Annotated in this window: 23 protein-coding genes; 6 read left to right on the forward strand and 17 right to left on the reverse strand. The window is 43.9% G+C overall.

What is annotated here, in order from left to right:
* Positions 1-35 precede the first annotated feature (35 nt).
* From IEY67_RS18215 to IEY67_RS18235, 5 genes are all read right to left on the reverse strand, one after another.
* Positions 36-485 (reverse strand): PepSY-like domain-containing protein, encoded by a 450-nt coding sequence (locus IEY67_RS18215; RefSeq protein WP_183670920.1) that lies wholly within the window; start codon positions 483-485, stop codon positions 36-38.
* A 122-nt stretch (positions 486-607) separates the two neighbouring features.
* Complete coding sequence (locus IEY67_RS18220; RefSeq protein WP_183670918.1) at positions 608-1,456, reverse strand: PepSY-like domain-containing protein; 849 nt, start codon at positions 1,454-1,456, stop codon at positions 608-610.
* Between the two features lie 23 nt (positions 1,457-1,479).
* Positions 1,480-1,920 (reverse strand): PepSY-like domain-containing protein, encoded by a 441-nt coding sequence (locus IEY67_RS18225; RefSeq protein ID WP_183670916.1) that lies wholly within the window; start codon positions 1,918-1,920, stop codon positions 1,480-1,482.
* Positions 1,921-1,987: 67 nt separating this feature from the next.
* The gene (locus tag IEY67_RS18230) at positions 1,988-3,256 is read right to left on the reverse strand and encodes a sensor histidine kinase (RefSeq protein WP_122373980.1); all 1,269 of its coding nucleotides are present in this window, start codon (positions 3,254-3,256) and stop codon (positions 1,988-1,990) included.
* Between the two features lie 4 nt (positions 3,257-3,260).
* Entirely contained in the window at positions 3,261-3,941 is a 681-nt protein-coding gene (locus IEY67_RS18235) for a response regulator transcription factor (RefSeq protein WP_122353895.1), read from the reverse strand.
* Between the two features lie 97 nt (positions 3,942-4,038).
* Between IEY67_RS18235 and IEY67_RS18240 the strand changes: the two genes are divergently transcribed.
* The 6 genes from IEY67_RS18240 (at position 4,039) to IEY67_RS18265 (ending at position 8,167) form a co-directional block, all read left to right on the forward strand.
* A complete protein-coding gene (locus tag IEY67_RS18240; protein WP_122354010.1) occupies positions 4,039-4,548 on the forward strand; it encodes a GFO_1088 family ECF-type sigma factor in 510 nt (169 codons plus the stop codon).
* A complete protein-coding gene (locus IEY67_RS18245) occupies positions 4,545-5,072 on the forward strand; it encodes a PG0215 family putative anti-sigma factor (protein ID WP_183670914.1) in 528 nt (175 codons plus the stop codon). The genes IEY67_RS18240 and IEY67_RS18245 overlap by 4 nt, the downstream gene beginning before the upstream one ends.
* A 12-nt stretch (positions 5,073-5,084) precedes the next feature.
* Complete coding sequence (locus IEY67_RS18250) at positions 5,085-5,558, forward strand: DUF6108 family protein (protein ID WP_183670912.1); 474 nt, start codon at positions 5,085-5,087, stop codon at positions 5,556-5,558.
* A gap of 20 nt (positions 5,559-5,578) precedes the next feature.
* Entirely contained in the window at positions 5,579-6,466 is an 888-nt protein-coding gene (locus IEY67_RS18255; RefSeq protein ID WP_122353892.1) for an outer membrane beta-barrel protein, read from the forward strand.
* A 66-nt stretch (positions 6,467-6,532) separates the two neighbouring features.
* Entirely contained in the window at positions 6,533-7,708 is a 1,176-nt protein-coding gene (araJ, locus tag IEY67_RS18260; RefSeq protein ID WP_122353891.1) for an MFS transporter AraJ, read from the forward strand.
* A gap of 63 nt (positions 7,709-7,771) precedes the next feature.
* A complete protein-coding gene (locus tag IEY67_RS18265; RefSeq protein WP_122354009.1) occupies positions 7,772-8,167 on the forward strand; it encodes a YkvA family protein in 396 nt (131 codons plus the stop codon).
* A gap of 89 nt (positions 8,168-8,256) precedes the next feature.
* Here the strand turns inward: IEY67_RS18265 and bioD are convergent, their stop codons facing one another.
* From bioD to IEY67_RS18325, 12 genes are all read right to left on the reverse strand, one after another.
* Positions 8,257-8,934, reverse strand: a complete 678-nt coding sequence (bioD, locus tag IEY67_RS18270) for a dethiobiotin synthase (protein WP_122373984.1) — start codon at positions 8,932-8,934, stop codon at positions 8,257-8,259.
* A gap of 6 nt (positions 8,935-8,940) precedes the next feature.
* Positions 8,941-9,699, reverse strand: coding sequence for a malonyl-ACP O-methyltransferase BioC (gene bioC, locus IEY67_RS18275; protein ID WP_183670910.1), 759 nt, complete (start codon positions 9,697-9,699; stop codon positions 8,941-8,943).
* Positions 9,675-10,337, reverse strand: coding sequence for a DUF452 family protein (locus IEY67_RS18280; RefSeq protein WP_183670908.1), 663 nt, complete (start codon positions 10,335-10,337; stop codon positions 9,675-9,677). Before IEY67_RS18280 ends, bioC begins: the two co-directional genes overlap by 25 nt.
* A 31-nt stretch (positions 10,338-10,368) precedes the next feature.
* Positions 10,369-11,508: an 8-amino-7-oxononanoate synthase gene (locus IEY67_RS18285; RefSeq protein WP_183670906.1), complete on the reverse strand. Its 1,140-nt coding sequence runs from the start codon at positions 11,506-11,508 to the stop codon at positions 10,369-10,371.
* Positions 11,505-12,791: an adenosylmethionine--8-amino-7-oxononanoate transaminase gene (bioA, locus tag IEY67_RS18290; protein WP_183670904.1), complete on the reverse strand. Its 1,287-nt coding sequence runs from the start codon at positions 12,789-12,791 to the stop codon at positions 11,505-11,507. The genes IEY67_RS18285 and bioA overlap by 4 nt, the downstream gene beginning before the upstream one ends.
* Before the next feature lie 13 nt (positions 12,792-12,804).
* On the reverse strand, positions 12,805-13,785 hold the full coding sequence (gene bioB / locus IEY67_RS18295; protein WP_183670903.1) for a biotin synthase BioB: 981 nt from the start codon (positions 13,783-13,785) through the stop codon (positions 12,805-12,807).
* A gap of 38 nt (positions 13,786-13,823) precedes the next feature.
* The gene (locus IEY67_RS18300) at positions 13,824-14,207 is read right to left on the reverse strand and encodes a hypothetical protein (protein WP_122373990.1); all 384 of its coding nucleotides are present in this window, start codon (positions 14,205-14,207) and stop codon (positions 13,824-13,826) included.
* A gap of 14 nt (positions 14,208-14,221) precedes the next feature.
* Positions 14,222-15,883, reverse strand: a complete 1,662-nt coding sequence (locus IEY67_RS18305; RefSeq protein ID WP_183670901.1) for a peptide MFS transporter — start codon at positions 15,881-15,883, stop codon at positions 14,222-14,224.
* A gap of 19 nt (positions 15,884-15,902) precedes the next feature.
* Positions 15,903-16,970, reverse strand: a complete 1,068-nt coding sequence (locus tag IEY67_RS18310) for a DUF4831 family protein (protein WP_122353883.1) — start codon at positions 16,968-16,970, stop codon at positions 15,903-15,905.
* 265 nt (positions 16,971-17,235) lie between these two features.
* Complete coding sequence (locus IEY67_RS18315; protein WP_122353881.1) at positions 17,236-17,595, reverse strand: DUF3244 domain-containing protein; 360 nt, start codon at positions 17,593-17,595, stop codon at positions 17,236-17,238.
* 115 nt (positions 17,596-17,710) lie between these two features.
* Positions 17,711-19,429: a tetratricopeptide repeat protein gene (locus tag IEY67_RS18320; protein ID WP_183670899.1), complete on the reverse strand. Its 1,719-nt coding sequence runs from the start codon at positions 19,427-19,429 to the stop codon at positions 17,711-17,713.
* 195 nt (positions 19,430-19,624) lie between these two features.
* On the reverse strand, positions 19,625-21,136 hold the full coding sequence (locus tag IEY67_RS18325) for an NAD(P)H-hydrate dehydratase (RefSeq protein ID WP_122373994.1): 1,512 nt from the start codon (positions 21,134-21,136) through the stop codon (positions 19,625-19,627).
* Positions 21,137-21,807 lie beyond the last annotated feature (671 nt).

Raw genomic sequence — 21,807 nt, forward strand, 5'->3', positions numbered from 1 at the left:
GAGTCCTCCGGAATGGATCCGGAGGATTTTCTTTTTTATTCTATCAGTTGTCCTTCCGAATCGAAGGTGAGTTTTACCTCATTATTATCCATTTTCAGTTCAAAAGTGTAGAACATACCTGCCGGTTTTTCTATCGCATCCACTTCCAACACTTTATATTGATTATAAGCGGAGCTGGCCAGTTCATCCATGACGGCAACAGGTACATCTTCCGGACGGGTATCCCATTTAGTACTGATCCATTCGTTCTTATCATTGAATAAAACCTCTTTGTCAAGATCCTTGTCTTTTATATCGACTTCTGTACCATTCTTTTCCTTGTCAAATTTCAGGACTGTTGCCTGCGGATATTTTGTAGAGATAAAGTTTTGGAGAGCCTGCGGGATTTCGACGGTTTTATTTACTTTTTTCTGGTGGTCGTTGCAACTGATAAATACTGAGATACAACATACGAGAATAGCTAAAACAGATAGTTTTTCTTTCATGACGTTTAATTTTAATTGTTTATAAAAGAAAACACGAATACAATGGAGGTTCAGCCATTATATTCGTGCAGTTTATTCTCGTAAGAAACAAATTCACTCTATACAAAGTTCTTTTTACATTGTTAATCTTTACGGACGTTTTCGATCTTACCTTCGGCACTGATCATTACTTCGACATCTTTATCTCCTTGTTCCAGTTCAAACAAGTAGAAAGTACCTGCCGGTTTTTCGATCTGGTCTATATCGTCGATCCGGTAATTTTTATATTCGGAAGTTTTGAGTGCATCCATGACGATTGCCGGTACTTTATCTTCTGTGATGTCCCATTCCGTAGAAACCCATTCATTGTTTGAATTAAAATAGACATCTTTATAAATACCGTTGTGCAGGATGTCGACTTCAAAACCGGTCTTTTCCTGGTCGAACTCAACTATGGTCGCGCCTGCATACATTTCGTTGATAGCGTCAGTGATAGCTTGCGGAATAGTTACGGGCTGGAAGTTATTGTTATCATTAATAGAATCGTCAACGACTTTTATAAGCGTACCGTCTTCTGTGTAATACAGGTCAACTTCTTTTTCGCCCTGCTCTGCTTCGATCACATACACTGTAGCGGCATTGGAACGTTCGAGTTTATCGTATTCAGTGTATTTCCAGTCTTTATATTCATTTGCTTTCAGGCTTAGACGTATATCTTCAGGTAGCAAACCGAAATTAATCTCAGTCTTGGTCATCAGCCAGTTGCCTTTATTATCGAACCAGGCTTCAGTATCATTTCCGCCCAAATGGAAATCTGCAACCTCGTAGCCGTTCTTTGTTTCCCATTCCACTTTTCCGGCATCCGGATATTTGGTTTCGAATGCTTTTGTGACGGTTTGGTCGGGCAGATAATTGTTGTCATCGTCATCGCAGCTCGTGAAAGTTAACAAGCCGCACATCGCTAGTGCTAATACTGATAATTTTGTTTTCATATTTATTTCTTTTTGTTGTGTTATTAATCGAACTTTTTGAAATTTCCGTTACGGTCGAACTTGAGTTCCAGATCATTATTTAGTTTAACTTCATATTCGCGTGTATCTTTATCTACAGAAATAACCGTGTTATCGGGGAAATTCTTCCTGATATAACCGGCTATCCTTTCCGGCAGGACTCCTAATGGGATGGAAGAATGGCGCGCTTCAATCTCTTTCCATTCACCGGATTTGTCGAACTCTACGTTTACTCCGTTTGTCAGGATCACATCGTATCCTTTGGTACCTAACAAATTGCTCTCTATCTTAATATGCGAGATCTCTGTCTGTCCGAAGTTGGCAGAGATGAAATTACGACATACAGAGGGCAATACAGACTTGTCTCTTGTTATTTTTTCGTTGTCTGCGAAAATAGCCATTGTCGATAATAACAGGCTGACCATAATTAATCCTAACTTCTTCATAATATTCTTCTTTTAATTTATACTGCAAAGAAAAAGGAACATTTGGGAAAGATTTGGGAAAAACAGATCATTTGAATGTTAAAATGAATTGGTGTAAGCCATTATACTCATATTTTATTTTTATTCCGTAGATGGATGCAATCGATTTAACGATGGCCAGTCCCAGTCCTGTCGATTCTTTCTTATGCGTTTGTTTCTCGAAACGGTTGAATAAGGTTGCCTCATTCAGTCCGGGACTGTCGCTGTTGTTTGCAATTGTCAGTGTCCGGTTAGTTACAGTCAGGATGATCGATCCGTTTTCTTTATTGTGTACGAATGCGTTCTTTAACAGATTGCTGATCAGGGTTGAAGCCAGCGATTCATTCATCGTGCACATCAAAGCGCCGGTTTCCGTATAAGTGACATGTATATTTTTATGCTCATACATCTCCTTGAAATCCGGCAGATATTTGTTGATCAACTGGTTGATCTCTATTTCGGATGTATCAGGAAACTGTTTATTGTCGATACGGGAAAGAAGCAGTAGCGATCTATTCATCTTAATAATACCCCGGAGGGTATGATTGATCCCGGCTATTTCAATCAGTTGTTCTTCTGTACAATCCGGATTTTCACTAAGAAGTTCCAGTTTATTCATACAGATAGCCAACGGTGTCTGTAGTTCGTGGGAGGCATTTTCAACGAACTGTTTTTGCTGATTGTACATTTCCGTACTCCGGTTCATGGTTGTCTGGATTGCCTGATTCAGAATTTTAAATTCCTCTACTTTGGTTTCATTCACCAAAGGAGTCGGTTGTTTTCCCAGTCTGTACTCTTTCAGCCATTTGATCAATGTATAAAGAGGGCGGAAACTGGTTCTGAATACGAAATGAGATACCAGTAAAATACAGCACAATAAGCTGGCATAAAGGATTATAATACTCCAGAAAATAGCTTCTGCCATATCCTCCTTCTCCAATGTGGACGTTTCGATCGTCAGTTCATAATATTTCCGGTCGGCTGTCATGAACCAGGTACGCAGTACCCGTACAGGTTCATATTCCATCTCTATTTCTATATAAGTTGTCGAGTCGAAAAATTCATCTTTATCCAGATCTGCTTCCTGTTCAGGGACTTCACGGATATAGTATTTGGTCATGATGTCCACATGGTCACGTAAAAGTGTACTGTCGGCAAGTACTGTCTTGATGATGATTTCCTTATAATTCTCCAGGCTGTCGTTGGTCTCGTCGTCTATTTCGTGCATGATGGCAAAATAGAAACAACATGCCCAGGCCGTCAGAATAAGTAGTAACGGGATAGACAGGTTACGGAATGTATAATGGATCAGTTTCATGGAGTTATTCTTCGTTTATCATTTTGTAGCCATAACCGTATACTGCTTTTATTTCTGCGGTAGCCCCGGCCGATTTCAGTTTCTTACGCAGGTTCTTGACCTGGCTGTAGATAAAGTCGAAGCTATCTGCCTGGTCGATATAATCTCCCCAGATAGATTCGGCGAGGGCGCCTTTGCTGATCAGGCGGTCGGGATTCGTGACAAAATAATACAGCAGGTCGAACTCTTTCCGGTTCAGAACCAACTCTTCATCATTAATATATACGGCATGACGGTCCGGATAGACAGTAATGTTAGCCAGATTGATATGCAGTTCGCCGTCTTGTTGTTTCCGGCGGATGATACATTTGATACGCGCATTCAGTTCTGCCAGATGGAAAGGCTTCGTCAGATAGTCGTCGGCACCGAGGTCGAGACCGGTCACTTTATCTTCGATTGAATCTTTGGCGGAAACGATGATCACGCTGTCTTTCTTCCGCATCTTTTTCAGTTCTTCCAGCAGGTCGAGGCCGCTACCCCCCGGTAGCATGATATCCAGCACGATACAGTCGTAATCATAATCATTGATCTTCAGCAATGCTTCATGATAGTTGGCTGCACTTTCCACGACATAACGTTCCTTTTCCAGCGAACGGATCATTACTTCACGTAAAGAATCTTCATCTTCTACAATCAGGATTTTCATGAGCTATCTTGTTTGTTTACAAAGTTATGCAATAATTCTGGCAAAAAACTGGAATATTCATGTTATGTTTTCTTTCCTTTGCCGTCATATAAACAGAATGGAACTCGAAACGTTTAAAATAACCGTCATACCACTCCGGGATAAGCTGATCAACTTTTCCCTGAAACTGATACAGGAAAAGGCCGATGCCGAGGATATCGTGCAGGAGGCTTTTTTGAAGCTGTGGTATATCCGTGAGAAGCTGGACGGTTATCATAGTGTGGAAGCACTGGCGATGCAGGTGACCAAGAATCTGGCTTTAGATAAACTGCGTGCCCGTCGTCCGGAAGGTCCCGATATAACCAGTCTCGCGTTGGACTCCGGATACAGGCCGCCGGACGAGCAGCTGGAACAACAGGATGCCGCAGCCCGGATCCGGCAACTGATCAGCCAATTGCCGACACTTCAGCAGACTATTATCCGGATGAAAGACGTAGAAGGCTATGAACTGGCGGAGATCGCCGAAATAACAGGCACACAGATCGAAGCGGTCAGGGTAAACCTTTCGAGAGCCAGAAAGAAGATACGGGAACAATTTTTACAGTTAAACAAACAGGAGCAATTATGAATATAGAAGAATTATTGGATCGGTATTTTGAAGGAGAGACCTCGGCCGATGAGGAGCGGGAACTTCGCCGTTTCTTTGCTTCGGACCATGTTCCGGATCATTTATCCGCTTACAGACCTATGTTCGCTTATTTCGATGAGGAGATTGCGGAAGGGAAAGACAAGGCGGAGGAGATATGGTCGGAGATCGCTCCCGGGGTAATTCAGGAACGGTATTTCCGGTTAAGTCGCAGGTCGGTGGTCTATATTCTTTCGACGGTAGCCGCTTGTGTACTGGCATTCCTGGGAATCAGCCAGTTATTATATCCTGCAGACCCGTGCTTTTGTTCTGATAATTACGTAGTGATAAACGGACGGTGCTATACCGATATACATAAAGTACGCTTTTCCGCTTTCGAGGCATTGCATGAGGTGGCCACTCCTGCGGATGAATATTTCCCCGAAGAGGATAGCGATGCGGCAGACCGCCGGCTTATAGATAACCAGTTAAAGGAACTAGGTTCCATTTTTAGTGATGACGAATAAAAATATGTTGCGATGAAACAGATAAAATACACATTATTAGTATGGCTGGCAGCCCTGATCCTGTTTCCTGCCGGTGCCGGAGCAACGGAGACAGCTGTGATGCAGAAAGATCTGAAGATACAGGACGTTTTCCAACGTTACGGACGGAAGAAGAATGTGACGATGGTGGAACTGTCGAACGAGATGCTTGAAACTTATGGGATGACCCGTTATAAAAGTATCACGATCAAGAATGATCCGGAAGCTCTGAACTTTACCCGGCAATGCCTGGAAGCCGATCAGAAAGGGGCCCGCAAAATCAAGGAGGTAACCGATGATGGCGGCGTTATCTCCGCTTATTATCAGTTACCGGGTAAAGAAGCCGACATAAATCGTTTTGTCCTCTTCAAGGTCAATGCGAAAGGAGTAATCACTCTGGTCTATATCGAAGGAGATCTGGATAGTGACGACCTGATCACGATTCTGTTCACTAAAAAAGATTTATAAACGAATAAAACAATACAAAGATGAAAAGATTATTACTGATCATAGCAGCCTGTTTTCCTGTAATGGGCTTGCTGGCAGCAGAAGTTGAACCGATGCCGACCGATACGGTCATTACATTGGAAAAGAAACGTATAGAAGTAAAGGATAACGGAGACCGATTGAAAGTCCGTGTGTATGAACTGTCTGAAGAGGGAGAGGCCATAGACGATGAGATGGTTTTTGAAGGGCAATATCGTGACGGTCGTGTGTACGAACGCCGTAAACATATCAAGACGTTGAACATTCCTGTTCCTACCTGGGACAGAGATTTCTCTGCTCATTGGGCTGGTTTCGGTATGGGCTTTAATAGCTTTACCGGCGATGATATCTCTCTGCGAAAAGGAAAATCGCTGGAATATAACCTGAATTTTATAGAATTCAGTTTCCCTTTCTCCCGTTATAACTGGGCGTTGGTAACAGGAGCCGGTTTGCGCTGGAACCGATACCGTATAGATGAAAATGCCCATTTTCAGGAAGTGGATGGTGTCACCCGATTAGTTCCTGCTGCCGAAGGTATTGTTTATAAAAAGAGCAAACTGAATACGACCAGTCTTACCATTCCGGTATTACTCGAATGGCAGACACCGAAGAAAAGGCATAAACCTCGTTTCTTCGTCTCCGGTGGTGTTGTGGGTGTCATCAAGACAACCTCTTCTTCCAAAGTCGTTTACGACGACGAACGGGGAAAGACTAAAAAGCAGAAGATGGATGGCGGTATGAACCTGCGGCCTGTGACTATGGACCTTCTTTTTCAGGCCGGTGTCGGTTGTATAGGTGCTTACTTTAAATACTCACCCATTGAAATGTTTGAGAATAATAAAGGTCCGGCACTTCATCCGATTTCTTTCGGGTTGCAACTACACTTATAACATAATTTTAACCAATATATTTGTTTGATGTGCTAACTTTGCGACCGAAAATTTAGGTTATCGGTTATGAAGAAAAGTCTTATCGCCCTGGCGTTTGGAACGTTGGGGCTTGGCCTGTCCGAGTTTGTAATGATGGGGATACTGCCCGATGTGGCTCACGATCTGGGTATTACTATTCCTGAGGCCGGACATCTTATTTCTGCTTATGCATTGGGAGTTTGTGCAGGGGCGCCTTTATTGGTATTGCTGGCCCGCACAAGACCATTGAAGCAAATCCTGCTTGTGCTTGTCTCTATTTTTATCGTAGGGAATCTGTTTGTTTCACTATCTCCTAATTATTGGACAATGATGGCAATGCGGTTTATATCCGGTTTGCCTCACGGAGCATTCTTCGGAGTGGGTTCGATCGTGGCTGAACGATTGGCTGCAGAAGGAAAGAAATCGGAGGCTGTGGCTATTATGATCTCCGGAATGACGGTGGCGAACCTGTTGGCTGTACCGCTGGGAACTTATATCAGCCATGTTCTTTCGTGGAGGGCTACGTTTTTCAGTGCTGCCTGTTGGGGACTGATTGTGTTCTGGTTTATCTGGCGGTGGGTACCGTATGTGGCGGCATTACCGGATAATGGTTTTAAAGGACAGTTTCGTTTTCTGAAGAATCTGGCTCCCTGGCTGCTGATCTTTGCGACGATGTTCGGGAACGGCGGTTTCTTCTGTTTATATAGTTATATCACACCGTTGTTGACGCAGGTATCCGGCTTTCCGGCAGGCGAGATGACCGTTATCATGGTGTTGGCGGGACTCGGCATGTGTGTCGGTAATATATTGGGCGGACGTCTTTCTGATATTTATACTCCGGGACGGGTAGCTGCCGTAACACAAGGTGTGATGTGCCTGACTTTGGTATTGATCTTCTTTTGTGCTGCAAATCCCTGGATTTCCGTGTTACTTATGTGTGTGGGGACAACCTGTTTGTTTGCCGTATCGGCACCACAGCAACTTTTGCTTATACAAAATGCGAAAGGAGGAGAGATGCTTGGGGCAGCCAGTGTACAGATCGCCTTTAATCTGGGGAATGCGCTCGGTGCTTATTGCGGTGGCCTGCCTATAGAGGCAGGGTATAGCTATGAATATGCTGCGCTTCCTGGAGCTGCATCTGCTTTTGCCGGATTCCTGTTATTAAGTTATTTTAGCCGGCGGTTTGAACGCCGTCATTTCCGGACTGCTTGTATTCCGGCATAAATTATTTATCTTTGTGTATGTAAGAGTGGCGAATACGCTTTTTACATATAAAACAGTATGGATATGAGTACAAAAAGAATAGAAGATGTCCCTTTCGAGGAAGTACACGAGGTACAAAAGTACGGTACGTATTACTCGGATAACCGTTTTTGGAAAAAGGTGGAACGTGTAGCGAAGAAAGTCGGTGCCACGGTTTTGTTGCCTGTCTTCACTCTTTATTACACATTGCAGGATGAGAAGGTACCGGTCAAGCATAAAGCTTATATTATCGGTGCACTCGGTTACTTTATCCTGCCGGTCGACCTGATCCCTGACGGAATTCTTCCGGTGATCGGTTTTACTGACGATATTGCTGTAATGACTCTGGTCATTAATCTGATAAAAGACAGTATTACCCCGGAGATCAAAGCGCGGGCCAATGGACGTGTAGCGGAAATCATGGGGACGGACCAGGTATAAAGAGCTTGTTATATTGACAAGGAGGCTTACACTTTCTGGGATTCAGAGTGTAAGCCTTCTTTTTTATCGTGTCTTTATCGTGTTTTCTGTTATAAGTTGATATTGAGAGGAAGTGGAGTTTTACCTTCGGTTTGTTCGGGCATAACGACCAGTTGAGTACCGGGCCATTCACGGGAGATATACCGGCTGAGATATTCAAGTGTATTTTCTTCGATCAATTTATCAGTCCGGGGATAAAGGTTATAGATGACAGCTTCTACCTTAATACCATACTCACGACAGGCAAAAAGGCTCAGGAGCGTGTGATTTATACTTCCCAGTTTACCGGAAGTGACAAGGATCAGAGGATAATGTTCGCGTTTCACATAATCGATTGCCAGGGATTTAAAATCATTCGGTACCATCAATCCGCCCGCCCCTTCAAGCAATACATACTCATATAATTCTTGCAGGTATTGAGTTTTAACTGTAATATTAGACAGATTAATCTCGCGTTTATCACGTTCGGCTGCCATATGTGGTGAACAGGGATACGTGAAGATATAAGGGCACGTGGCACCTGATTTGTCTTCATTTGTAAACGGGATACCCATCAGGTGGCGATGCATTTCGATGTCTTCAGATACTTCCGTACAACCGGTCTGGATCATCTTCTGCGTGATTACTGTATGGCCTTTTGCAGCCAGAGTACGGGCTAGGATACCTGTAGCATAGGTTTTGCCGACATTGGTATCGATACCTGAGATAAAGAATACTTTTCCTTTCATTTTAGTCTATTGTTTTTTTACCGCCAATACATAAAGCGGGCGGTAAGTGAGTGTTACTTTATTATTGTTTGTGTGGAACAACTGCTGATAATCATGGCAGAAACGAGTTTGTTTGCCACGTGTCCACTGGCCATCGCCGGTTGCTGTTACCCCTGTCTTTTTCAGATGGCGAAGCACGTCGAGGGGAGTATCGAACGTGAGGATAATATCTTCTTCCCGAAGATGGAGCAGATGGAAATCTTCTTCCAGCCATTCCGTCAACCGGTTGGTCGGTGGATAGTTTAAGCCTGCTCCGGTCAGTTGTTTGATCTCTGCCAGATTACCGGGGGCGAAGGTATTGAATGCTAAAATGCCATTCGGAGTAAGTCTTTCTGCCAGCTTATGCAGGAGTAGTCTCGGCTCTTTCATCCATTGAAAGGCAGAGGCGGAGGCAATCAGATCGAAACGACCGGGAAAATCGATCTCTTCTGCATTACCAGGAATAAAATCGGTCGATTGTCTCGGAAAGAGTTCGGCTATCTTATCATGGCAACCTTCGCAAAGATCGTTCAGATACCATTCGTCGATCACACAACTATCTTTCAGGTTGCGGGTGAAACCTCCTGTGCCACAACCTATTTCCAATGCACGCCGGAAGTGCATGCTGGTGTAGCGTGATAACAGCCCTGTTAGCTTCCGGCAGATTTGCTGCTGGGCATCGGCATGTTGGTCGTAGCTGTCAAGCGCACGGCTGAAGCGGGTTATAATTCGTTCCACTGTTTCCATAAGTAAAAGGGATAGTGAGGGGCTGTTATTTCTATTACCGGGCAACGTTCATCCCAATAGTTATGTTGATTGGCTGCCGGGAAAATATGATCATCCGAGCTGATGACTGCCCGTGTCCAGGGAATAGAGGAAGGAGTGGATTGTGAATTTATCTCAGAATGTTCCTTACAGGAGTCATAGATGAATTGTAATTCTTCCTTTATTTCTTCTAATGGCCGGGGAGGGAATGCTTCGTATTGTGCCAGTATGTCACGAGTACCGCACATCCGGCGGTTGAAACGTTTCAGACCTTCGGTTGTCAGGTTGTCGAGTGTTCCCTGGAAAATCTTCTCAGGGATACCGTATGTGTCATGTATCGGAAAGGAGGTACCGTTAACGGCAGTGGCAGAGGTGAATGTGTATTTACCGGCCAGAGTCAGTTCTGCCATCCGAATTCCCATAGACCACGCGATGAGGTCTATTTCTTCATAACGGGTGAGATCTTCTTCAAATGTCAACACCCTGTAATTATAGCAGATCATAATGTCCGTACCTTCTTCCGCTTTCAGTCGGACGAATAATTCCGGTGTAGCGGACCATCCGGCAAAAAACAGAAGGAGGCGACGATTTCGGATGTCTGTTTGTTTTTGTATCTTCATTATTGAATAATTATTTATATCGAACCTTCGCCTACAGCGATTGTATCAGTTGTTGTATATCGGTCACCGTTACATCTGCCGTCAATGAGAAGCGTATCCGTGATGTCCCTTTCGGAACCGTCGGGGGACGAACGGGCAGACAGTAGAAGCCCTTGCGCTGTAACTCTTCAGTTTTGAGAATGCAATCGGTATTCTCTCCGATGATATAAGGGATGATATGACTTTCACTGATCTCTCCACCTTTCCCTTCGAGTGCTTCAGCCAGTAGATGACTGGTCTGTGCAAGCCTTTCGCGAAGAGGTGTAAAATCCGGCAGCCGTTCAAAGATAAACCGTGTCCAGGCTATCTGGAAAGGCGGTAAGGCGGTGCTGAATATCAGCGGACGCATGTAATTGACCAGATATTCCCGGATGGTACGGTCACATATGACATAAGCCCCCATCGAAGCCAATGCTTTCCCGAACGTACCGACCAACAGGTCTATGTCTGCGATACAGCCTTGTTCTTCTGCAATCCCTAATCCGTTTTTACCGCGTACACCGATGGCATGTGCTTCATCGACATATAAAACGACATTCGGATAAGTTTTCTTTAGTTCGACCAGGCGGCGGAGATCTGCGATATCCCCATCCATGCTGAAGATACTTTCTGTAACGATAAACAGTTGCTCGCATTCTCCGGCAAATCTTTTCAATAAAGTTTCCAGGTGATTGTAATCATTGTGACGGTAACGCTGGAAAGGAACGCCGCTGAGTAAAATACCGTCGATGATACTGGCATGTACCAATTTATCGGCAAGGATGACTGTCTGTTTGTCGGCCAGTGCCGGGAGTATTCCGGTATTGGCATGGTAGCCGCTGTTGAAGAGCAGGGCAGCTTCGCGGTTGAAGCGTTCGGCCAGCAGTTGTTCCAGTTCCGTGTAAACTGTAAAGTTTCCGGTCAACAGGCGGGAGGAAGAGGAGGAAAAAGGGTATTCCTGTTCTTTCCATTCCTCCAGAAATGCTTTTTGAAGGTCGGAGCGGGATGCCAGCCCCAGATAATCGTTGGAAGACAGGTTAAGCATGGTCTGACCTTCTTTCTCGATCCGGTAACCGTGATGTGTGACGGCTGGTAACTGGCGATAGCTACCTGTAGCCTTGAGTTGGTTTAATATGGAATTATAATCTTTCATTGTCCTGTTTCTTCAATACAGTTTAATACACCGGAGGTCAATATACTCAGCTCTTCCGGCTTGATAATAAACGGAGGCATCAGGTAAACCAGCTTGCCGAACGGACGGACCCAGATGCCTGCCTCCACAAAGCGACGTTGCAGGATGGCCATATGGACAGGTTCTTTCATTTCAATTACACCGATGGCTCCCAATACTCGTACTTCCTTTACATTCCCGAATGATTGGGCTGGTGCCAGTTCACGGCTGAGTTGCCTTTCGATAGCATTTACCTTTTCTTTCCAGCCACTTTCCAGAAGCAATGAAACGGAGGCGGAAGCAATGGCGCAGGCTAACGGATTTCCCATAAAGGTCGGACCATGCATGAAACAACCGGCTTCACCGGAACAGATCGTCGTTGCTACCCGTGTGGTAGTCAGCGTAGCCGATAATGTCAGGTAGCCTCCTGTCAGTGCTTTTCCTATGCACATGATATCCGGAACAACCCCCGCATGTTCCCAGGCAAAGAGTTTGCCTGTGCGCCCAAACCCGGTAGCGATCTCGTCAAAGATCAGTAATACCTCATAATGTTCGCATAACTCTTTGGCACGTACCAGAAAAGCAGGTGAGTAGAAATACATTCCTCCGGCTCCCTGCACGATAGGTTCCAGTATCAGGGCGGCAATATCACCGGCATGCTGTTGCAGCAAGTCTGCCAATGGTTTCATGGCATCTTCATTCCATTCTTCCCCGTATTTCACGGAAGGTTGAGGTATAAAATACTGTACCGGAAGGCTACCGGCAAATATTCCGTGCATACCCGTTACCGGATCACAGACAGACATCGCATGCCAGGTATCGCCGTGATATCCGCTACGGATAGTCGCAAAAGCATGTTTATTTGTTTTTCCTTCTGATTGCCAGTATTGGATAGCCATTTTCATCGCCACTTCGACGGCAACCGAACCACTGTCGGCAAAGAATATCTTTTCCATTTCTGGGGGAAGTATATCCAATAGCTTTTGTGCCAACTCGACAGCCGGTTCATGGGTAATACCGCCAAACATGATATGGCTCATCTTCTTTAATTGTTCATTGGCTGCCGCGTTGAGTACCGGATGATTGTATCCGTGAACCGCTGCCCACCAGGAAGACATACCGTCGATTAGTCGTCTTCCGTCTGCCAGGATAATTTCCACACCTTCTGCTCCCGCCACCGGATAAACGGGGAGCGGATCGATCGTCGATGTATAGGGATGCCATACATGCTCCCTGTCGTATTGTAATAATTCTTCTGTAGTCATTTGTCTGTCTGTTTTATCCGACCCAGTCGGTTTCTCTCGTTAATGAATAACCTGCTTCGGTGAAAAGTTCTTTATCTTCATCCACGCAGCTTCCGATAGTCGTTAACAGGTCGCCGATGATGGCTGCGTTTATACCTATATATAATGCTTTTTGTTGCGCTTCCTTACTCAGCAAGGAACGTCCGCCGGAGAAACGGAGATAAGCATTCGGATTGATAAAGCGGAATAGGGCGATCGTAGTCAGAAACTCCTCTTCGGATAGTTGCGGAGTACCGGCTAGCGGCGTTCCGGGTATCGGTTGCAATAAGTTCAGGGGGATAGAATGAACCTGCTCTTTTTGTAGCAGTAAGGCCATTTCTATCCGTTGTTCCATCGTTTCTCCCATACCTATTATACCACCGGAACAGATACGGAAACCTTCTTCCCTGGCCATATGGATCGTTTCCAGTTTTTGTTCGATTGTATGTGTCGTACATAAGGTTCGGAAGTAGGAGGGAGCTGTTTCTATATTGCAATGATAGTTCTCAACGCCGCTTTCACGTAATTCCTTTAACTGCTCTTTGTTCAGAAGTCCCAGGGAAGCACAGCATTTGATATCGCTTGCCTGCTTAATATACCTGACTGTTTCAGTCAGCTTTTTTATTTCCCCGTCGGATAGCCGTTTTCCACTGGTCACCAGTCCGAAACGTTCGATTCCCTGCTGACGGTTATGCAATGCCTGATGAACGCATTCCTCTGCCGGAAGTAAAGGATACAAAGCAACGACCGTATTGTAATGACCGGACTGTGCGCACCATTTACAGTTCTCGCTGCAATTCCCGCTTTTTGCATTGATAATGGAACAGGTATCGAACTTATCTCCCATAAAATGCCGTGTTATTTGGTGGGCGGCTTTATATAAAGCCTCTTTATCGGTACACCGGGATAAAGTAATCGCTTGTTCTTCACTTATTTTTCCCCCTTCAATAACAAACTGTTTAAGTGTTTCAATCATATCGCTCTTGTCTTTTAAGAAATAAAAAGCGGAAAGTCTCAGCATATACTGAAACTTCCCGCTTTAGGATATATAAATATAATATAATGTACGTACGAAGCCGCTACCGATGTCTGTTTTACCGTCGGCAAAGAGAATAAAAGAAGTAACATCTGCGAAAGCCATGTGATGGCTTCCGTGCCCGATCGCTCTTGTGAGATATCCGTTACGACTTCGGTCTCTTCCGTATTTATACGTCCGGCAAATAATACAGACGAGTGGTTGGAGCCGTTCTTAACCTGGAATCTTTCCGATACATTAGAGGAAAGTTGTCCGATCGTAACGGCCCGCTTCAAACTGAAGAATGCAGCATACCCTTTCCGGCTCCATCTTTTGAACCGGAAAGAACTTTGCCTGAAATATCTTTGTTGCTGCAACTTCATCTTTCAGCTTTTTCTTATTTAGCTACTTTTTCCAAACGTTTCATGATAGAGAAGATGAACAGAGCAGACAACAGACAGCATACGATCAATACGCTCCATACCATCCACAACTGCATTCCGCCCCACAGGTAACCGATGATAGCCACCAGATAGTTACCGATAGCCGTAGCCACGAACCATCCTCCCATCATCATACCTTTATATTTAGGAGGTGCCACTTTCGATACAAATGAGATACCCATCGGTGAAAGAAGCAACTCAGCAAAAGTCAATACCAGATAAGTCGAAATCAGCCAGTTCGGTGAAACCAATACATCGGCAGAAATACCATTTGCTTCGACTGCTGCCGGTGTCGGCAAACCTAATGATCCTACAGCCATGATAAGGAAACCGCAGGCTGCAATCACCATACCGATACCGATCTTACGCGGTGCAGACGGCTCTTTCTTTTTCTTTGCCAGGTAGCCGAATACTGCCAGTGATACCGGTGTCAACACGATTACGAAGAATGGGTTGAACTGCTGGAATATCTGCGGCAGGATACCTACTGTCGGATCCATAGAGGCATAATTCCATCCGAGCAAGCCAAGCATAACGAGAAGGATTGCAGCCGATATACCTTTTGCTTTACCTGTTTTTAACTGGAATAAAGAGAAGGCAGCGTAAACGATGACTAACAGGAAGGTCAGGTTCACGATATTGAAGCCTAAGCGATCCAGTCCGGTAATGGATTGAGCCGTATAGTCACGTGCAAAGAATGTCAGTGTCAAGCCATTCTGGTGGAATGCCATCCAGAAGAAAATAACTACGGCAAATACCAGCAACAATGCCTGGATACGTGCTTTTGTCTGTTCCGGTGTCAGTTCTTCTTCCTGTACATTAGCAGGTTTTGCCTGTTTAGAGTTGTAATCGGCATGTTTGAATGTCGGGCGGAACACCACATAGATCAGCATGGATACGATCAGAGAAATACAGGCAATAGCGAAACCATAGTTGTAAGCCTCCGATAATTTATCGATATACGTCGTACAGAATGTAGCTGTATCACCGACGAAATTTTGAGCAGCCTGTAAACCGCTCAAGGTGGTAGCTCCTTCTTCTGTAATTGTTCCGTTCAGGAATTGATGAGCCAGTGAAGGGATCTGCGGCACATATGTGAATCCGGCTTTACCCAACATCTTGTTTGTTATCATTGTAGCTGCAGTCGGAGCATACATCGCACCGATATTGATAGCCATATAGAATATACTGAATGCGGTATCACGTTTTGCTTTGTATTCAGGAGCATCGTACAGATTACCTACCATTACCTGCAAATTCCCTTTGAACAGACCTGTACCACAAGCGATCAGGGCCAATGCACCGAACATTAATATTTTTCCGGTAGAAGAGGGTGTAGGAATAGATAACAATACATATCCGATAAACATGACAACGATACCTGTCGTTACCATTTTACCGTAACCGAATTTATCGGCAAGGATACCTCCGATAAGCGGCATGAAATACACTGCTGCTAAGAAAGACCCGAAGATGGTCGATGTCTCGGCAGCTGTGAAGCCGAATTTAGCTTGTAAAAATAAAGTAAAAATTGCGAGCATCGTGTAATACCCGAAACGCTCGCCGGTATTCGCTAAGGCTAACGCGTATAAACCTTTAGGTTGTCCTTCAAACATAAGAATTTAGATTAGATTATTATTGAATTATTTGTTTTATGGCGCCGGTCTCCGGATAGAAATAGACTTTTACCGGAGCTTTTTTATCTTCGAACATAACAGGGGCAAGTCCTTCACGTGAACCGAACTGGGTAATTTGTGCTTCTCCCTTATAGAGTGTTTTTTTGTTCATGCTGATCTCGATACTGGCTTTTCCCGGTACGTTATAAATAATGCCTTTCATTGATTTTTCCTTCTTTTCTGCTTCTTTCGGGTCGAGAACCGGAGCACGCTCGGTTGCTTTCAGATTCATATAGACCGGAACACCTCCCAGATCGTCTGCATCGACGATCCCCATCAGGTTAGAGAAACGGAATAAAACTTCTTTATCCAGATTGTCATAAGGCGTAATGCTTACTTCATAATGAGATGTTTCTTTGGTCAGGATGCCGGTGAACAGGTTAGATAGTGCTTTTTCCTGTTCTTCCAGTTGCTGGATAACCAACTTCATCGCTTCACCGTCGGGAGGAAGGTTGTCTGCGTCACCGGTTAAGATATTCAAACGGCTTTCACGGATACGGTAGATTTGTTTTGCGGCAACTTCCGCTTGCCGGGCTGTAGAGCCTGCCATCAGCAGCTCTTCTGAAAAAACAGAGGCATCCGTTACTTTTGCCGGTCCCTGTCCGTTTTTCTTTATAGATTCGAGTTCCGATTCTTCCGGAGTATATTCGGCGTTGATGGAACATAGGAGGCCGTCTTCCGTCAGATAAGCGTAAGGAGCAACCGTACCGCTTTTAAATTCAACAATATACGTGTTATCCGGATCGGGTATTCCCTTATTAACCAGAGATAGTTTACCTAGTTCATAGTATACTTTATCTTCCGTTACCGCATCTTTAACTCCCAGATATTTCTCTGCATACTTGTAGTAAGGTCCTGCTTTACAGGTTACCTTTGTCACTTCTGCATCGATGATCAGTTGTGTTTTTGGCAATGAATAAGTAATACCGAAATTATTTGCTTTGACAGCATTTTTCTTTACCACTTTGGTTTGTGCCATTAGTGGTAGACTAAACAAAAGACATGCTATTGTGATCAGATTCTTCATATCCAAACAATTTATTATCTCAATAATGATTGTACAAAACTAGGAAATATTTTGTTAGTAACCAACCATAGAACCGTCTTTTAGTCTTTTGTAATGCAGATGTTAAGTCGGATTATGGTATATTGGGTAGGAAGGAATAAAATCATAGTTAATGTTTTGGTTATGGGAGAGCAACTCGCGAATGGAAAAGGAGATCGAGATATAGAGGGGTTGGTTAAATCATCCTCCGCGAGTTGCAGAAAACATAAATTTAGTGCATTTAATGCTATTCAATAACAAATGAGCCGGTCAGGTATCCATATCGATGTACCAGGCACAGGGTGTATTCTCCATTTTCTGTATTTAATGGAATTGTATATGCCTGCGGACTTGTAACAGATACACTTTCTTCATAGACTACCGTTCCTGTATTATCTATTACCTGAATAGTCAGATTTGCCAGCGGACTGGTAAATTCGATTGTCAGGTTATTTCCTTCTATTGAAGCTGTAGGAGGTGCCGGAAAAATAGATTTAATATCTTCTGGTCCCCATTTGCCCTTAGTTGGGATACGATCAGCATAGATATTTTGAGCGCAAAACACTCCGCAAATAACTAAAAATAGAGTAGCAATTAACTGTCTCATGATCTTAAATGTTTAATTGTAGGTTGATAAAAATGAAAATGCCTTACAAAAATATAATTGATATTTTAATATGGATTATATTTTTGGTGACAAAATGGTGACAATGTTTAATTAACTAGAAGTCAGATATAAACGAGTCGAATTTCTCTGCATTTTCGGACTCTTGTGTCAATTTTTTATACAGTCTTCTACGACATTGTGAGACTCCGGAGCTGGTTATGTTGGTTAATATCGCTATCTTTTTTACAGGAACACCGATTTTGACCAAATAACATATGCGTAATTCCTCCGGGGAGAGCCGCGGAGATAGTTCAAGAATGCGGCTTGTGAAGTTCGAATATGTGGCATCGATCAGCAAAACAAGTTCGGACCATTCGCTATCGGTCAGTCCCGAGTCGGCTTTGTGGATTTTAGAGTATAAAGAGGATCTCTTGAAATCCTGTTCCAGTAATTCGACCGTATTTTGCTTTAATGAGACTTGCCTGTTCTCCATTTCCAGTATCAACTTTTGGGTTTCAAATAGCTGTTTCTTTACTTCGCTCAAAGATTCTTCTCCTTCCGACAGATTTCTTTCGAGTAGCCGGATCTGTTTCTTGTTATCCTCTATGTACTGTTGGCTCTGTTTGTATAGCTGTTCTTTCAGGTCGAGCAGCTTCTTCTTTTTCTTTTGTTCCTTTTTGAAGATGAAAAAGCCGGCAAGGAACAAGGCGGCAGTGATTATCAGTATCTGGTATATGATGATCATTCGTTGGGATGCTTCCTTTTCATATTTGCTCTTTTCATCCGCTATGCGCTGGTAGTTGAACATACTTTGTACCACACGTATATTTTCATAATGGGAGTCTTCGTCTATAGAATCCCTTAGCTGTTCATAGCGGTCCCAATATTTGAAATAGTTTGTCAGGTTGGATTTCTGTCTTTCTATCCGGGCCAGGAAATATAAACTTCCGGCCTGTGTATAAATACTCGGGCTTTCCAGGCTACGGTTCAGGTAATACCGGGCAGAGTCATATTGTGCTGTTTTCAATAAATATTCTCCGTACGTCAGGTATAAATGATAGCGGGGCTTGGATGGTAAGCATGTTTGCATCGATTTCTGTATACAATCGTAAGCATCTTGATATTGTTTTGTTTTCAGATATAAACTTCCGAGATCGTTATATAACGACGAGATACTTTGCGGGGTTGCTGTTTTTATTGCTTGCCGGTAGTAATATATAGCGCTGTCCGGTTCCTGAGTTTCGGTAAAAACACGGGCGGTGTTACGTAGGGCGAAAGATATTCTGGTAGAATCATTACTGTTTTCTAAAAGCTGCAATGTCCTTTTATAGAGAGGAAGTGCCATTTCGTAGATGTCCTGATACGAATAAAGCGTCCCCAGGCTATTGTTCGCTTTGATAAGCAGGTCGGTAGCATGTAAACTTTCTCCCAGTTCGCGTGCTTTGAGGTAGGATTGTTGTGCCTGCAGTGCATCCTGCATATCCGAATAGGCCCTGCCCATATAATAATATGACAATGCCAGTGCCGGAATATCATTCTGGTTTTCATAATAGGCGACTGCCTTTTTTATCAGGGAGTCGGAGGTTATCATGATATAATTCTTATCCAGAGCCTGTGTGAACAGCAAGGAATATGCTGCATATTCTTTGCTCGACAGTTTTTCGGGGGATTGTATATTATTAAGGATGGTCAATGCACTGTCGGGTGCTGTTTCCATCAACATCTCTGCCTGATCTAATTCCGGAGAGATTGAGTTGCTGTTTGAGCAAGAGGGGAAACACAGCACACAGATCAGTAATAAATAGGATATAATATGTATGGATTTATTTGTCATTTGCCTACTTTTGGTGGTCGAATATATCTCTTTTTTTTGAAACATAAGCTCTTATAGAATGTTATATTTGGCTGATTATTAGGTATGACTTGCGAAAAACGCTGAATATTAAAAGGTACACAACTTATAAAAAAAGTACGGCCAGATCCTTTCAGGGACCTGGCTGGTAATATAAATCAGGATGCGTTCCTGTTGTTATTTGATTTGCTTGAACGCTTTTCCGAGCATGTCGGTGATATCACCGGCGATCATACTTTCTTCCGAGCGGTAAACGGCAGCCAGGTCGCCAGCCGTACCATGAAGGAAAACTCCCGATACAGCAGCAGTTTCAGGTTCAGCCCCTTGTGCCAGCAATCCCAGGATAATGCCGGTCAGGACATCGCCGCTACCGGCAGTTGCCATGCCCGGATTTCCGCAACTATTAAAATAAATGTTACCTCCGGGAGTACAGGTTGCCGTATAGGTACCTTTCAGGACAATGCAAAGTTTATGATCGACAGCGAATGACTGTGCTTTCCGTAAACGTTCGAACATACTGTTGCTTTCTCCGGCGATGCGGTCGAACTCTTTCGGGTGCGGTGTCAGGATGCTGTGCGGAGGGATGCGGTTCAGAAGATCTTTATTGGAAGCGATCAGGTTGAGTGCATCGGCATCCAGCACGACCGGCTTTTCCGTTGTTTGAAGCAGACGTTCCAAAGCAGCAGCCGATTCGAGATGTTGGCCTAAGCCGGGTCCTACACCGATGGCGGAGTAAGCGGATATTTCGGGAACGGTTGTGAAATAGTCGGGATGCGGATCGAAACTGACCATCGCTTCCGGGAAAGCGGCCTGCAGGATTACTTCACCGCGTTGCGGAATGTGAACCGTCAGTAGTCCGGCCCCGCTTCTCAGACATGAACGGGCGGCAAGCAGGGCAGCTCCCATTTTGCCTTTGCTTCCGGCAATAAGCAATGCGTGGCCGAAAGTCCCTTTATGAGAGAATTTGTCGCGTGGCTGGAATACTTCCGCCATATCTTCTTCCGTCACCATCATATAGGGAGTGGGAGTATTATCGACAATATCCGGATGAATACCGATATCCAGCACTTTCCATTCACCGACATATTCGGCATTCTCCGGGAAGAAGAACGCCAGTTTCGGGAAACCGAACGTCAGTGTCAGGTTGGCCCGGATGATAGAGTCTGGATCATTGGTCTGGTTGTTTTCGCCGAACAGTCCGGAGGGAATATCTATAGATACGATCGTCGCATCCGATTGATTGATATAATGCACCATAGCAGCGAACCCGCCGGTCAGCGGACGATTCAGGCCGGAACCGAACAGACCGTCGATCACGACATCACGCTCGGTCAGTACCGGAGGAACGAAGTCGGCTACTACTTCGGTAAACTCCACCTTTTCCAGGCCGAGTATCCGTTGCTTATTCATCTCACAATCAAAAGAAAGATGTTCGGTCGGATTGAATAAATAAGTCTCAACTTTGTAGCACTCATCTTTCAGCAGGCGTGCGATGGCAAGTGCATCGGCACCGTTATTACCCTGTCCGGCGAATACGATGATGCGGGTTTGCTTCGAAAAACGGCGGCAGAACTCCTGCACAAAAACCGTTGAGGCACGTTCTACCAGGTCGATAGAGCTAATCGGCTCGTTTTGGATCGTGTATTGATCGAGTTCTTTAACCTTATCGGTTGGAAATATCTTTATCATGATTGTAGGATCTCTAATATTTATTCTGCATACAAATGTATAACAAACTTTGTAAACAGGCTAACTACGCTAAAATAATTTATTCGGTTATTATCAGATTATCGATAACCTCACAAAAGTAAGTACAACTGAAAAGTGACTACCGGATAGGAGCAGATAGGGATGGTTAGTGCTGGATAAAGACAGTTAATCTTTATTGGAAAAAGCGCTGACAACCGCTGTCGAAACATAGGTGTTTTAACGACAAAACATATATGATTTGCAAACGAAACATATATGTTTTGGAAAATGATTTATTTTGTAATGGAGCGTTAGAGAACGGTTTGACCTCTACTGAAAAAAATTGAAAAAATGCCCTATTATAAATTCTATATTAAAGATACTTCTATCTATATTTAAAGAGAGACCGGTCCGTGTGTATAAGGTGTGTTTTACAACTTGCTTTAGACGATTGAAATTCAAAATATACGGCGTATAAGAAGTGTATAACTCAGCGTATAACTTAATTTCTTTAATTGTACGATATAGAACTAGGATCAAAACACTTGGTCCTACAATCTGATTATGCCTGGTCGGAGTTCCGAAAATTTTGATTCAGAAATTATCAGATTTGAACTATCCTATAATCAAAGTGACATGACTATTACAGGTTCATTTGCCGTTGGTTTTAA

It is taken from the genome of Parabacteroides faecis, assembly GCF_014647375.1.
GTDB lineage: Bacteria > Bacteroidota > Bacteroidia > Bacteroidales > Tannerellaceae > Parabacteroides > Parabacteroides faecis.

Excerpts from the sequence above, each read along its gene's own strand:
- IEY67_RS18215 (WP_183670920.1), bottom strand. The coding sequence starts at position 485 with ATGAAAGAAAAACTATCTGTTTTAGCTATTCTCGTATGTTGTATCTCA.
- IEY67_RS18220 (WP_183670918.1), bottom strand. The coding sequence starts at position 1,456 with ATGAAAACAAAATTATCAGTATTAGCACTAGCGATGTGCGGCTTGTTA.
- IEY67_RS18225 (WP_183670916.1), bottom strand. The coding sequence starts at position 1,920 with ATGAAGAAGTTAGGATTAATTATGGTCAGCCTGTTATTATCGACAATG.
- IEY67_RS18230 (WP_122373980.1), bottom strand. The coding sequence starts at position 3,256 with ATGAAACTGATCCATTATACATTCCGTAACCTGTCTATCCCGTTACTA.
- IEY67_RS18235 (WP_122353895.1), bottom strand. The coding sequence starts at position 3,941 with ATGAAAATCCTGATTGTAGAAGATGAAGATTCTTTACGTGAAGTAATG.
- IEY67_RS18240 (WP_122354010.1), top strand. The coding sequence starts at position 4,039 with ATGGAACTCGAAACGTTTAAAATAACCGTCATACCACTCCGGGATAAG.
- IEY67_RS18245 (WP_183670914.1), top strand. The coding sequence starts at position 4,545 with ATGAATATAGAAGAATTATTGGATCGGTATTTTGAAGGAGAGACCTCG.
- IEY67_RS18250 (WP_183670912.1), top strand. The coding sequence starts at position 5,085 with ATGAAACAGATAAAATACACATTATTAGTATGGCTGGCAGCCCTGATC.
- IEY67_RS18255 (WP_122353892.1), top strand. The coding sequence starts at position 5,579 with ATGAAAAGATTATTACTGATCATAGCAGCCTGTTTTCCTGTAATGGGC.
- araJ (WP_122353891.1), top strand. The coding sequence starts at position 6,533 with ATGAAGAAAAGTCTTATCGCCCTGGCGTTTGGAACGTTGGGGCTTGGC.
- IEY67_RS18265 (WP_122354009.1), top strand. The coding sequence starts at position 7,772 with ATGAGTACAAAAAGAATAGAAGATGTCCCTTTCGAGGAAGTACACGAG.
- bioD (WP_122373984.1), bottom strand. The coding sequence starts at position 8,934 with ATGAAAGGAAAAGTATTCTTTATCTCAGGTATCGATACCAATGTCGGC.
- bioC (WP_183670910.1), bottom strand. The coding sequence starts at position 9,699 with ATGGAAACAGTGGAACGAATTATAACCCGCTTCAGCCGTGCGCTTGAC.
- IEY67_RS18280 (WP_183670908.1), bottom strand. The coding sequence starts at position 10,337 with ATGAAGATACAAAAACAAACAGACATCCGAAATCGTCGCCTCCTTCTG.
- IEY67_RS18285 (WP_183670906.1), bottom strand. The coding sequence starts at position 11,508 with ATGAAAGATTATAATTCCATATTAAACCAACTCAAGGCTACAGGTAGC.
- bioA (WP_183670904.1), bottom strand. The coding sequence starts at position 12,791 with ATGACTACAGAAGAATTATTACAATACGACAGGGAGCATGTATGGCAT.
- bioB (WP_183670903.1), bottom strand. The coding sequence starts at position 13,785 with ATGATTGAAACACTTAAACAGTTTGTTATTGAAGGGGGAAAAATAAGT.
- IEY67_RS18300 (WP_122373990.1), bottom strand. The coding sequence starts at position 14,207 with ATGAAGTTGCAGCAACAAAGATATTTCAGGCAAAGTTCTTTCCGGTTC.
- IEY67_RS18305 (WP_183670901.1), bottom strand. The coding sequence starts at position 15,883 with ATGTTTGAAGGACAACCTAAAGGTTTATACGCGTTAGCCTTAGCGAAT.
- IEY67_RS18310 (WP_122353883.1), bottom strand. The coding sequence starts at position 16,970 with ATGAAGAATCTGATCACAATAGCATGTCTTTTGTTTAGTCTACCACTA.
- IEY67_RS18315 (WP_122353881.1), bottom strand. The coding sequence starts at position 17,595 with ATGAGACAGTTAATTGCTACTCTATTTTTAGTTATTTGCGGAGTGTTT.
- IEY67_RS18320 (WP_183670899.1), bottom strand. The coding sequence starts at position 19,429 with ATGACAAATAAATCCATACATATTATATCCTATTTATTACTGATCTGT.
- IEY67_RS18325 (WP_122373994.1), bottom strand. The coding sequence starts at position 21,136 with ATGATAAAGATATTTCCAACCGATAAGGTTAAAGAACTCGATCAATAC.